The organism is Cyclobacterium sediminis, from assembly GCF_054781075.1.
Genome location: NZ_BAAGVC010000003.1, coordinates 1,169,575 through 1,182,340 on the forward strand (window position 1 = coordinate 1,169,575; position 12,766 = coordinate 1,182,340).

At 41.4% G+C, this 12,766-nt stretch carries 9 protein-coding genes; 7 read left to right on the forward strand and 2 right to left on the reverse strand.

The window, feature by feature from the left end:
- Positions 1 to 16: 16 nt before the first annotated feature.
- A complete protein-coding gene (locus tag ACYVHJ_RS07155) occupies positions 17 to 2,146 on the reverse strand; it encodes a xanthine dehydrogenase family protein molybdopterin-binding subunit (protein WP_460513574.1) in 2,130 nt (709 codons plus the stop codon).
- Complete coding sequence (locus ACYVHJ_RS07160; protein ID WP_460513576.1) at positions 2,143 to 2,604, reverse strand: (2Fe-2S)-binding protein; 462 nt, start codon at positions 2,602 to 2,604, stop codon at positions 2,143 to 2,145. Before ACYVHJ_RS07160 ends, ACYVHJ_RS07155 begins: the two co-directional genes overlap by 4 nt.
- A gap of 299 nt (positions 2,605 to 2,903) precedes the next feature.
- Here ACYVHJ_RS07160 and ACYVHJ_RS07165 point away from each other — a divergent pair, with 299 nt between their 5' ends.
- From ACYVHJ_RS07165 to ACYVHJ_RS07195, 7 genes are all read left to right on the forward strand, one after another.
- Positions 2,904 to 3,905 (forward strand): beta-ketoacyl-ACP synthase III, encoded by a 1,002-nt coding sequence (locus tag ACYVHJ_RS07165; protein ID WP_460513578.1) that lies wholly within the window; start codon positions 2,904 to 2,906, stop codon positions 3,903 to 3,905.
- Positions 3,906 to 3,922: 17 nt separating this feature from the next.
- Complete coding sequence (gene efp, locus ACYVHJ_RS07170; protein ID WP_303612892.1) at positions 3,923 to 4,486, forward strand: elongation factor P; 564 nt, start codon at positions 3,923 to 3,925, stop codon at positions 4,484 to 4,486.
- A gap of 111 nt (positions 4,487 to 4,597) precedes the next feature.
- The gene (accB, locus tag ACYVHJ_RS07175) at positions 4,598 to 5,059 is read left to right on the forward strand and encodes an acetyl-CoA carboxylase biotin carboxyl carrier protein (protein ID WP_460513580.1); all 462 of its coding nucleotides are present in this window, start codon (positions 4,598 to 4,600) and stop codon (positions 5,057 to 5,059) included.
- Positions 5,060 to 5,088: 29 nt separating this feature from the next.
- The gene (gene accC / locus ACYVHJ_RS07180) at positions 5,089 to 6,441 is read left to right on the forward strand and encodes an acetyl-CoA carboxylase biotin carboxylase subunit (protein WP_460513582.1); all 1,353 of its coding nucleotides are present in this window, start codon (positions 5,089 to 5,091) and stop codon (positions 6,439 to 6,441) included.
- 348 nt (positions 6,442 to 6,789) lie between these two features.
- Positions 6,790 to 9,105 (forward strand): PSD1 and planctomycete cytochrome C domain-containing protein, encoded by a 2,316-nt coding sequence (locus tag ACYVHJ_RS07185; protein ID WP_460513698.1) that lies wholly within the window; start codon positions 6,790 to 6,792, stop codon positions 9,103 to 9,105.
- A gap of 1 nt (position 9,106) precedes the next feature.
- Positions 9,107 to 10,564, forward strand: coding sequence for a DUF1501 domain-containing protein (locus ACYVHJ_RS07190; RefSeq protein ID WP_339903479.1), 1,458 nt, complete (start codon positions 9,107 to 9,109; stop codon positions 10,562 to 10,564).
- Between the two features lie 37 nt (positions 10,565 to 10,601).
- On the forward strand, positions 10,602 to 12,743 hold the full coding sequence (locus ACYVHJ_RS07195; RefSeq protein WP_460513584.1) for a c-type cytochrome domain-containing protein: 2,142 nt from the start codon (positions 10,602 to 10,604) through the stop codon (positions 12,741 to 12,743).
- Positions 12,744 to 12,766 lie beyond the last annotated feature (23 nt).

Below are 12,766 nucleotides of genomic sequence, written 5' to 3' on the forward strand. Positions count from 1 at the left end.
CAAGACCAATTGACCATCAGGTGTGCTCAGGCACCACACCTGATGGCAACATGGGTAGCCTATAAAGCTTTACTCCGCAAGCATCATGAATTGCATTCCGCAATGCTGGAGCGATACATACGATGGGGGCTTCTCCTGCTCCGGAGGATGGAAGATCCTTTCGGTTCAATAATACTACTTTCATTTCCGGTACATCACTAAACCTAGGCACTCGGTAGGAAGAAAGACCGGGATTGGTCAGTTTGGCATCTTTAAAATCTACCGCTTCAAATAGTGCGCCGCCTAAACCTTGCAGTACACACCCAATAACCTGACTCTTAAGGTGCCGGGGATTGATGATGACACCACATTCAAAGGCCGTCACTACCCTACGTACATTCAATTTCCTCGATTTATTTTCAACCTCCATCTCAACGAAGGTAGCGACAAAGCCTCCTTTTACCGTACCGCAAGCCATTCCATACCCTATTTCAGATTGCTTCTTTTCCTTTCCCCAATCAAAGGCCTCGGCGCCTGCTTTTATTACATTGATTAATCTTGGTTTATCCAGATGCGCTATTCTAAATTGCAAAGGGTCCAATTTCAATTCCCTTGCCAAATCATTGATTGTGGACTCCATGGCAAAGACGTTGGCAGTAGAGGACAAGGCCCGATAGGATCCTTGACGCAATGGTGAAGATGAACGGTGAAACTCAACATGTTCTTCAGCCCCTGAATAAGGAAAATCAATACCTGCAGCACCTGAGTTATAATTATGGAACTCCCAAGTATTAATCTTCCCATTATTTACAGAAGCTTTCACCTCAATTACTCCTGCAGGTCGAAAATAAGCCCACTTGAATTCTTCTTCTCTGGTCCAGCAAACCTTTACGGGACGGCCAACCACCTTCGATAATTTTGCAGCTTCAATCCCTACTTCACTGGTTTGCTTTCCTCCGTAGCCGGAACCAGTATCGGGAACATGAACGCGTATTTTATCTAATGGTAGATCAAATTCTTTTGCCAAGTCTTCATGTAAACCAAAAGGGCGTTGTGTCCCTGCCCAAACTTCCACTTCTCCGTCTTTCCAGCTGGCCAATGCTGCCCGGGTTTCCAAGGGGACATGTGCGATATAATCAATCTCAAACCACTGATTTAATTTCAATGGAGCTTCCTCATAGTTATCTTCTAGGCTTTGCCTTTTGGGTTTTCCATCCTTGGAGCTTTTGACCAAATGCTCAAATAGCGCTCCAGGCTCAATAAGCTTTCCCGGTCCCCAGGAGGAATCGACTGAAGCCAAAGCCATGGCTGCTTTTCCCGGGCTGTCTGCTACAACCGCAATAAAATCTCCGTCGCTTATCAGCATTATGCCGGGGATATTTTCGGCATTTGTAGTATCGGCACGAAGCAGTTCAGCTCCATAAGCTGGTGGCCGCAATATTTTACCATATACCATATTTGGCAAAACCATATCAGATACATATTTATGGCTTCCTGTAATAAAATCCTTTCCGTTAATTTTGGGCACAGAATGACCTGCAAATCTCCACTGCTCAGGGCTTATTGTTGCTACATCTTTATTGATTTTTCTCAGCACTTTTTTACCTTCCAATAAGTGCTCAAAGTCAACACTATTGGATGAGTCGGCATCCATCACCTTCCCGTCTTTTAACTGCAGTTTGGAAGAGGATATACCCAATACCTTTTCAGCTTCCTCCAATAAAATCTCTCTTAAGTTTGCTGCCGCAAGCCTAAGCACAGGGGAAATTTGGAGTGTAGTCAGGCTTCCATAGGTCCCCCGATCATAAGGGGTGAGTAAAGTATCTCCCATAATCAGGTTAATTTCGTGAGGAGCAACAGACAACTCCTCTGCCACTACCTGACTTAAGGATGTGCGTATGTTCTGCCCAATCTCCACCTTTCCCGTAAATACAGTAATTATTCCCGCTTCAGAAATATGAATCCAAGAAGAAATCAGTTCTTTGTCCGGAAATTCAAACTTATCATCAACAGAAGCCGCAGAGGAAACGAATACATCTGAAAGCAAAATATAGGTGGCTGCACCGGCTCCCATAAGTTTAAAAAACTTTCTTCTAGACATCCTTCCTTTGGGACTTTTAAAATCACTTAAAGTTTGGAAAGGGTTTTCATCTTGTTTAAGGCTCATTGCTCAGCTTTCTTTTGACTTAATTTAGACAGTGCATCGATAATTGCCGGGTAGGTACAGCAGCGGCAAATGTTACCGTTCAATCCTGAGATCAATTCCTGAACACCGGCTTCAGGGTTCTTTTCCAAAAGAGCGACAGCTGAAATGATCATTCCTGAGGCACAAAAGCCACATTGAAAAACATCTTCTGCCAGAAATACTTTTTGGACCGGATGCAACTCACCCTGGTGTGCTATCCCTTCAATGGTTACTATATTTTTCCCGGCAACTGAAGTAAGCGGAGTTATACAAGCAGGAAGGGGGTTACCGTTGATTAACACTTTGCATGCGCCACAAGCTCCTTCTCCACAACCATACTTGGTTCCGGTGAGGTTCAATTGATCTCTCAACACCTCAAGCAGACTAGGGTTTTCGGTTGCTTCCACCAAATATTCTTTACCATTTACGCTAAGTTTCATTATTTCATAGGGAAGGTTTTCACTAATTTATAATTTAGGAATTTTCCCGTCCTGATACAACTTGAGAGCGAAATAGATTAATATATTGATTCTCATCATGATTTATTTTTCACATATCCTCAAAATCCTTGGTGGACAAGGACATTTTAAATAATTTTGGGATTCGAATTTTAATACTGTTGACATCAGCTAACAAAAACAGTGTTACTAAAAATGGTATTTGCCCTTGACAACTTTCAATAAAAGATCGCAGGAAAGTTAGGGTGGACCATTTCCAATATGAGACTAGAAACAATCAGATGAAAAAAAGAGCTGTTATTACAGGTGTACATGCCTGGGTACCCGAGTATGTATTAGACAACAAAGAACTGGAAACCATGGTAGATACCAATGACGAGTGGATCACCAGTCGGACAGGTATCAAAGAAAGACGAATTTTAAAAGGTGAAAACCAAGGAACTTCAGTCATCGGCACGGAGGCAGTCAAAGGTTTACTAGAAAAAACCAACACCAACCCGGAAGATATAGATTTGATTATCTGTGCCACCGTTACTCCGGACATGCTATTTCCTGCAACAGCCAACATTATCGCTCACAATGTGGGGGCAAAAAACTGTTATAGTTTTGATATTTCTGCGGCTTGTTCCGGATTCTTATATGCCCTTTCTATGGGGAGTCAATTTATTGAAACCGGCGCGCATAAAAAAGTGATCATCATAGGTGCCGACAAAATGTCCTCCATCGTTAATTATCAGGACCGAACCACCTGTATCATCTTCGGTGATGGTGGTGGAGCAGTATTATTAGAACCTACGGAAGAAAATCTCGGTGTAATGGACTCCATGCTTCATACAGATGGATCCGGTGCAGACTTTCTTCGAATAGAAGCAGGAGGAAGTAGAAAACCTGCCTCTGTAGAAACAGTAACCGGCAGAGAACACTTTGTTTACCAAGAAGGGTCTACCGTATTTAAATTTGCAGTAACCAATATGGCAGAGGTAAGTGCTCAGATCATGGAAAAAAACAATTTGACTGCGGATGACATCACCTGGTTGGTCCCACATCAAGCCAATAAAAGGATAATTGATGCGACTGCCAGAAGAATGGGGATAGGACCTGAAAAAGTCATGCTAAACATTGAAAAGTATGGCAATACCACAGCAGGAACTTTACCTCTTTGCCTTTGGGATTATGAATCCAAGTTGAAAAAAGGAGACAACTTAATTTTGGCTGCTTTTGGTGGTGGATTTACCTGGGGAGCAGTATATTTAAAATGGGGATATGACCCTAAAAGCGTTTAACCAAAATCAAAGTAAATATGGCAAGTACTGCTGATTTCAAAAATGGCCTTTGTCTGGAATTTAATCATGATATTGTTACAATTGTTGAATTCCAACATGTAAAACCAGGAAAAGGTCCGGCATTTGTTAGAACCAAACTAAAAAGCCTTACCAATGGAAAAGTCGTTGATAAAACTTTTAGTTCAGGAGAAAAAATAACAACCGCACGTGTAGAAAAAAGACCCCATCAGTACATATACAATGATGACATGGGCTATCACTTTATGGACACAAGCACTTTCGAACAAATCCCTATAGAGGAAAAACTAATTGAAAGGCCGGAATTGTTGAAGGAAGGTCAGATGGTGGATATCCTTATTCATGATGAAACAGAAACGCCCTTAGGTGTGGAACTTCCACCATTTGTAGAATTAATGGTAACCTATACAGAACCTGGCATCAAAGGAGACACCGCTACCAACACCTTAAAACCAGCCACCCTTGAAACAGGGGCTGTGGTAATGGTTCCATTATTTGTAGACCAAGACATAATGATTAAAGTAGATACGCGGGATGGTTCCTACTCTGAAAGAGTTAAATAATCCTTTTTTCGCTATAATTATTCACTAATTTACCTAGTTTTACTTAAGAAAAAATCAATTATATTTGAATCAGGGTGGCCATATCCGGGTAACTCTCAAAGAAAAAGATTTATGAAAGCAAAAGAAATACAAGAATTAATAGACTTTATCTCCAATTCAGGTTTAGCGGAAGTCAAAATAGAAACAGATGAATTCAAGCTTTCCATTAAAAAGAATTCTGAAGTTCAAGCCGTAGCTCCTGCGGCAAGTCCTGCTCCTCAAGTGGCTCAGGCACCTGCTCAGCCTTCTGCCCCGGCTCCAGCTGAAGCGACAAGTGCCCCTGCAGACAACCTATTGGAAGTGAAGTCTCCCATGATTGGCACCTTTTACAGGTCTCCTAATCCTGATGCAGAATTCTTTGTGAATGTAGGTGATTCGATTCAAAAAGGCCAACCTGTATGCATCATTGAAGCAATGAAATTATTTAACGAAGTGGAATCTGAAGTTTCAGGTAAAATCGTAAAGATTTTGGTAGATGATGCTTCCCCCGTTGAATATGACCAACCTCTCTTTTTGGTTGAACCTCAGAATTGATCGTTTTCTAACCAAACTGACCTTATAAAGTGTTTAATAAAATATTAATAGCCAACAGAGGAGAAATTGCTTTAAGGATCATCCGTACTTGTAAAGAAATGGGAGTAAAGACCGTCGCTGTCTATTCCACTGCTGACAAGGACAGTTTACACGTGCGTTTCGCTGATGAAGCGGTTTGTATAGGCGCAGCATCAAGCAAAGATTCCTATCTCAATATACCTAGAATTATAGCTGCTGCAGAAATAACCAATGCAGATGCCATTCACCCCGGTTACGGTTTCCTTTCTGAAAATGCGGAATTTTCAAGAATTTGCGAAGAATACAACATCAAGTTTATTGGCGCAAGCCCTGAAATGATCAATCAAATGGGGGACAAGGCAACAGCTAAAGCCACCATGGCTGCAGCCGGAGTACCTACCATCCCCGGTTCAGAAGGTTTGCTAGCTTCAATTGAAGAAGGCTTACCCTTAGCGGAAAAAATTGGTTACCCTGTAATCCTTAAAGCCACTGCCGGTGGAGGAGGCAGAGGTATGCGTATAGTGAAGGATCCTGCAGGGTTCAAAAAAGCTTGGGACGATGCCAGACAAGAATCCGCTGCTGCTTTTGGCAATGATGGCTTATACCTTGAAAAGTTCGTCGAAGAACCCCGACATATTGAAATCCAAATCATTGGAGATTCTGCAGGTAAGGCCTGCCACCTATCTGAAAGAGATTGTTCCATTCAGAGACGTCATCAAAAATTAGTTGAGGAAACCCCTTCACCATTTATCACAGATGATCTAAGAAAAAGAATGGGTGAAGCTGCCATCAAAGGGGCAGAAGCAATTGCTTATGAAGGGGCCGGAACCATCGAATTTTTGGTAGACAAAAACCGAGACTTCTACTTTATGGAAATGAATACCAGAATTCAGGTAGAACATCCAATAACGGAAGAGGTCACAGATTTTGACTTAATCAAAGAACAAATCAAAGTAGCTGCCGGAGAAAAAATTAGCGGGAAAAATTACTTCCCGAAATTATACGCCATGGAGTGTCGAATCAATGCAGAAGACCCTGCCAATGGATTTAGACCTAGCCCTGGAAAAATCGTCAACCTCCACCTTCCCGGAGGCAAAGGCGTGAGGATTGACAGCCATGTATATGCTGGATATGTTATTCCACCAAACTATGATTCCATGATTGCGAAACTTATTGTAAGTGCACAATCCAGAGAAGAAGTGATTGTACGTATGAAACGTGCTTTGGAAGAGTTTGTCATTGATGGCATTAAAACTACCATTCCTTTCCATTTGGCTTTATTGGAAGACCCGGAATTCAACGGCGGTAACTTCACCACTAAATTTCTTGATGATTTTGATTTTTCAAAAGTTCAAAAATCATAATAAGGTCATAATTTACACTTTGCTAAATTTGCTAAAAAGGAGAGGTTTTCAGCCTCTCCTTTTTTAGTTATTGTTTATTGGTCTACATTCCTAAATAATTAGGGAAGCACATTTTTTTAGCTTCAAATTAATATCCTTCGTGGGTAAAACCTCTGAGTCCTATTGTAAAAACGCCTTAATTCTAATTTTTTCGTTATTAATTCAGCACTTTAAAGAGATGCCCCGAAAGCACTTATCACTAAAAATTACGTGTTTTATACCCATAGGCATTTTCAAATATTGCTTGTATATATAGGTATTTATTAGCAAATTGTTCACTATTAACAATATATGATCCCATACATAATTATGCTAAGGCATTTATCCTATATATTATTGATTCTATTGGTGACTTTACTGTCTTGCGCAGAAAAAGGATCCGATTCCACAACGCTGTCATCAGGAGACCAGATCAGTTATAATTTCCATATCAGGCCAATCCTATCAGACAACTGCTTTGCCTGCCATGGCCCTGATGAAAACAAAAGGGAGTCGGGCCTAAGACTTGACAATGCAGAAGGTGCTTATGCCGCCTTAAAGGAAAACCCGGGAGCCCATGCTATCGTCCCCGGGAAACCTGCACAGTCAGAAATCATTAGCAGGATAGAAACTACAGATGAAACGGAAAAAATGCCTCCGGCTGAATCTAACCTCAAATTATCCCCTGAAGAAATTGATCTGATCAAAAGCTGGGTCAAGCAAGGTGCTAAATATGAACCTCATTGGGCCTTCCTACCTCCGATTAAAGCCAGTTTGCCTGAAGTTTCTAACCCCGATTGGGTAAACAATGAGATCGATCATTTTGTATTGTCAAAACTAGACCGTATAGGTTTAAAGCCCAATGAAAAAGCGGACAAAATGCTTTTGCTCAAAAGGCTAAGCCTAGACCTTACAGGACTTCCTCCTTCAGAAGACCTAATAAAATCCTTTGAATCCGATGCATCTGAAGAGGCTACAGAGAAAATTATCGACAAATTATTGGATAGTCCTTCATTTGGTGAAAGAATGGCCGTGTTATGGATGGATATTTCCCGCTATTCAGATTCTTACGGTTATCAGGACGATAATATTCGTACACAATGGCCTTATAGAGATTGGGTAATTCACGCTTTTAATAAAAATCTCCCTTACGATAAGTTCATTACCTGGCAGCTGGCAGGAGACTTACTTCCTAACCCAACGAAAGAGCAAATCCTGGCTACCGCATTCAATAGAAACCACAAATATACCGAGGAAGGTGGAGTAATCCCGGAAGAATATCGAGTTGAATATATATTGGACAAGACAAACACTTACAGTAAGGCAATCATTGGTATGACAGTGGAATGTGCACAATGCCATGACCACAAGTACGACCCTATTTCTCAAGAAAATTACTTTGAGATGTATGCTTTTTTCAACAACACGCCCGAGCAAGGCTACGAAGGAGATGTGAGTGTTTCAAAACCTGCCAAGCACCCTATTATGTGGGTAGAAAAGGAAGACTTGGAAAGTGTATTGGATTTCGTGAATCACCAAGATACCAGCAAAATTATGGTGTCCGTAATGGAAGATTATAAAGACTCCTTAAGGAGAACATTCGTATTAGACCGTGGCGTTTATGATCAGCCTACAACGGAGGTTTTCCCTTCCACACCCAAATCCATACTTCAATTTGACGAGAGCAAATATCCTAAAAACCGCCTGGGATTGGCCAAGTGGACTTTTTCTAAAGAAAACCCATTGACAGCCCGGGTTTTTGTGAACTTGATGTGGCAGGAGTTTTTTGGAGCAGGAATTGTAAGATCTGCGGGTGACTTTGGCATGCAAGGTAAACTACCCACGCACCCTGAACTTTTAGATTGGCTCGCGGTTGATTTTCAAGATAGTGGTTGGGATGTAAAACATTTGATTAAAAAAATAGTAAGCGCTGCCACTTATCAGCAATCCGCTACCAGCGATAATAAGAAAATGGAGTCCGACCCTGATAATTTTTATTTGGCAAGTTATCCCAGGATTAGGTTAAATGCCGAACATATTCGGGACATGATCTTAGCGAGTAGCGGTCTATTGTCTAAAGAAATCGGTGGGCCAAGTGTCAAGCCATATCAACCTGAAGGCTTATGGGAAGCAGCCACTTCCGGCAGAGGAGAATTGGCTGAGTACCGGCAAGACAATGGCGATAAATTGTACAGAAGGGGCTTATATACCTTTATCAAACTAACCTCTCCACCACCGAAACCTATCATTTTTGATGGCAGCAATAGGGATGTATGTGAGGTAACCAGAAACAGGACAAATACCCCTCTTCAAGCCTTGGCCATGTTAAACGACCCATTGGTACTCGAAGCCTCACGTGTCCTAGCCAATAGATTAATTGGAGAAGGGAAGGAATATGAAGAAGCAATTCAAGAAGCTTTTCTAAGAATCATTTGTAGAACTCCCAAAGGGGAAGAATTTGAATTATTAAAAGAATACTATCAGGAAGAGTTGAAAAGGTTTAAGCAAAAGCCGGAAACAATTTTAGAAACTGTGAATGCCGGAGAGTTTCCTTTAGACCAGTACAGCGACAGCCCTGAAACAGCCGCCCTTATGCAAGTGGTGGTGGCTATTTATAACGTTGAAGAAGCAATTACCAAAACTTGATATGGACAAAGAAATTTTAGAAAACGGATTAAATGAAAACAGGAGAAAGTTCCTATCCAAATTAAGTCTAGGATTAGGGAGTGTTGCTTTGGGCTCCTTATTGGTACCCGATTTATTTAATGGTAGCCCCCAAATAGACACCGATAAATTAATGGCAAGTGTACCGCATTTTGCTCCCAAAGCCAAAAGGGTTATTTATATGTTCCAAAATGGGGCCCCTAGCCAGTTGGAATCATTTGATTATAAACCTATGCTGAATAAAAAAATAGGAGAGGAACTTCCCGACTCTATCAGGCAGGGGCAACGACTCACTGGAATGACTGCCGGGCAGTCTTCTTTCCCTTTAGTAGGCTCAGCTTACGGATTCAAAAGATATGGTCAATCAGGTGCTTGGGTCAGCGATCTCTTCCCACATACAGCAAAGATAGTGGACGACATATGTATTGTCAAGTCCATGCATACGGAAGCCATAAACCATGACCCTGCCCTCACCTTCTTCCAAACTGGAGCCCAGGTTGGAAATCGACCTAGCATGGGTGCATGGCTGAGCTATGGACTAGGCTCTGAAAACAATAACTTACCAAGTTTCTGCGTGCTCCTCTCCAGAGGAAAAGGAAATGGACAAGGCGTTTACTCCAAATTGTGGACGAATGGATTTCTTGAATCAGTACATCAGGGTGTGCAATTCTCCAGCGGAGATGACCCGGTATTGTACCTCAATGATCCGGAAGGAATGAGCAAAATGGACAGAAGAAGGATGCTTGACAAAATTGCTGCTTTAAATCAAATAAACTATGAATCCTTCGGAGATCCGGAAATCAGTGCTAAAATCCAACAGTACGAAATGGCATACAGAATGCAAACCGCCGTACCAGAAGTTACTGATGTCAGCAAAGAGCCGGACAGCATAGTAAAGTTATATGGCCCTGAATGTTTGGTCTCCGGCACCTATGCAGCCAATTGTTTACTTGCGAGAAAGCTATCTGAAAATGGTGTCAGGTTTGTACAACTTTATCACCAAGGATGGGATCAACATGGTAATTTACCCAATGAAATGGCCTTGCAAGCCAAGGATACCGACCAAGCATCTGCTGCATTAATTACAGACTTGAAGCAAAGAGGATTATTAGATGAAACTCTGGTTATCTGGGGAGGAGAATTTGGTAGGACCAATTATTGCCAAGGAAGGTTTTCTGCGGACAACTATGGTAGAGATCATCATCCCAGGGCTTTTTCCATGTGGATGGCAGGCGGAGGAATAAAACCGGGCGTCACTTATGGAGAAACAGATGATTTTGGATACAATATCATTAAAGATCCGGTACATGTTCATGATTTTCATGCGACCATGCTCCATTTACTAGGAGTGGAACATGAAAAACTCACCTTCAGACATCAAGGAAGAAGATACAGGCTTACAGATGTTGCTGGAAATTTAGTCAAAGGCATTATGGCCTAACAATTCGAACCCTTGGTAACCACCCTATTTTCATCTTATGTTAACAAATAAATTGAAGGTCATTTTAGGCCAAATACTTTTTGCTGTAAATATCTTTGTACTATTCATCGTATTGGCAGAAAGTAAAGTAATGATTCCGGACTGGCTCCATGTATTCGGGAGAATGCACCCATTATTACTCCATTTTCCAATTGTAATCATTTTATTGGCCATTGTATTGGTAGGCTTTCCAAATCTGCTTCCCAAGAAAGAGGACAGTATATTGTATGGCAAAGACTTTTTGCTATTGGGTGCATTTACTGCTGGGTTTACCGTTATCGCAGGGCTTTTTCTGTCTCACGAAACAGGTTATGATAAAGAAGCGCTATTTTGGCACAAATGGACCAGCTTAGGTATTTTCTGGCTTTCTTCCTTATTGTATTATTTTATTGACAGGCAAAGACCTCTGGCAATAAAAATATCAGCAACTTTTTTAGGCTTGATAGTTATAGTATCCGGCCATCTAGGTGCTTCCATCACCCATGGGGATAATTTTATCACAGCTCCACTTGAAAATATGGAAACGCAGACGGTAAGCCTTGAAGAAGCGGAAGTATTTGCACACGTAGTTTACCCCATCATCGAAAACAAATGCCTGAGTTGCCACAAGGCTTCCAAACAAAAAGGTGAGCTAAGAATGGATAGCCCGGAATATTTGTTCAAAGGCGGGGAATCAGGACCTGCCGTCGAACCATTCGATTCAGAAAACAGTTTGATGACCCAAAGAATTAATTTACCAGAAGAGGATGAAGACCATATGCCTCCAGAGGGAAAACCTCAGCTAACTGAGGAAGAGAAGGCGATACTAGAAGCCTGGATTGGTTCAGGTGCCACAACAGATCAAAAAGTCTTAGCCCTTGCTGATACCAGCAGTATATATCCTTTGGCCATCAAAAAATTTGAATCAGCTCCAAAAGTCTATGCCTTCGACCCTGTTTCAGATGACATCATAGAGCCACTAAATAACTTTTACCGAAAAGTTCAACCTCTGGGAATATCCTCTCCGGCCTTGTCCGTGAGCTATTTTGGAAGGGCTAGTTTTGACCCTGAATCACTTAAGGAACTTGCTTCCATTCAGGAGCAAACCGTCTCTATCAACCTAAACAGCATGCCCATCAAAGATGAGCATTTGGCATCGCTTGGTTCCTTTCCTAATCTGGAAAAACTCTATTTGAATTTCACGGAAATTACGGGTCCAGGTCTTCAATCCTTAGTAGGACTAGAAAACCTATCCCTACTGTCACTTTCAGGGAATAATTTAACCGAAGAAGCTATTGCACCTTTATCGCAATTAAAAAATTTAAAAAAACTCTTCCTTTGGAATACAGGATTAACAGAGGAATCCCTGGAGAAATTAATTGCGGCTTTGCCACACACAACCATTGAGATCGGTACTGAGGAAAGGACTACTTTACTGATGTTGAATCCGCCTGTAATTAGTTTTGATAAAGCATTTTTTAAAGACAAGTTAACAGCGGAACTAACACATCCTATTGGCACCACTAGCATATATTATACACTAGATGGCTCAGAGCCTGACAGCAGTAATTTCTTGCTCTACGAGAAACCTCTCGAGATCACTGAGAATATTACTATAAAAGCAAGAGCCTTTGCTGATGGATGGATTGGTAGCAAGGTTTCGGAAGCGGAATTTATAAAGGCAACGCTCAGTCCTACTTCTTTTGAAATGAATTATGCTCCTGAAGACCGGTACAAAGGAGATGGGAAAAACAGCCTTTTCGATAAAAAGAAAGCAATCCCTGATAGTTGGAACCTGAACTGGCTTGGCTTTATTAACAGTCCGCTAGAAGTGGAAATGGAATTTGAACAACCAACTGATATTTCCTATATGGCCATCTCCCTATGGCAGAATATAGGGTCGCGTTTTTTCCCTCCTCAAGAAGTGACAATTTGGACTAGACCGGATAAAAATCAGGACTGGAAACTTTCAAAATCCTTTCAACCTCAACCCTTGCGAAAAGACGACGATTCTTATTTACGTCAGGTTGAGATTCCTTACAAAGAAAAAAATGTTCAATACCTGAAAATGGAAGCCAAACCACTTGCGAAGTTACCTTCATGGCACGGAGCTGCAGGAAATAAAGCCTGGCTAATGGTAGATGAGATTGTGTTGAATTAAAAAAAGCCTGAACATTCAGGCTT

Bases quoted from the DNA above. Each gene is read 5' to 3' on its own strand.
- efp (WP_303612892.1), top strand. From the start codon at position 3,923: ATGGCAAGTACTGCTGATTTCAAAAATGGCCTTTGTCTGGAATTTAAT.
- ACYVHJ_RS07155 (WP_460513574.1), bottom strand. From the start codon at position 2,146: ATGAGCCTTAAACAAGATGAAAACCCTTTCCAAACTTTAAGTGATTTT.
- accB (WP_460513580.1), top strand. From the start codon at position 4,598: ATGAAAGCAAAAGAAATACAAGAATTAATAGACTTTATCTCCAATTCA.
- ACYVHJ_RS07185 (WP_460513698.1), top strand. From the start codon at position 6,790: ATGCTAAGGCATTTATCCTATATATTATTGATTCTATTGGTGACTTTA.
- ACYVHJ_RS07160 (WP_460513576.1), bottom strand. From the start codon at position 2,604: ATGAAACTTAGCGTAAATGGTAAAGAATATTTGGTGGAAGCAACCGAA.
- ACYVHJ_RS07195 (WP_460513584.1), top strand. From the start codon at position 10,602: ATGTTAACAAATAAATTGAAGGTCATTTTAGGCCAAATACTTTTTGCT.
- ACYVHJ_RS07190 (WP_339903479.1), top strand. From the start codon at position 9,107: ATGGACAAAGAAATTTTAGAAAACGGATTAAATGAAAACAGGAGAAAG.
- ACYVHJ_RS07165 (WP_460513578.1), top strand. From the start codon at position 2,904: ATGAAAAAAAGAGCTGTTATTACAGGTGTACATGCCTGGGTACCCGAG.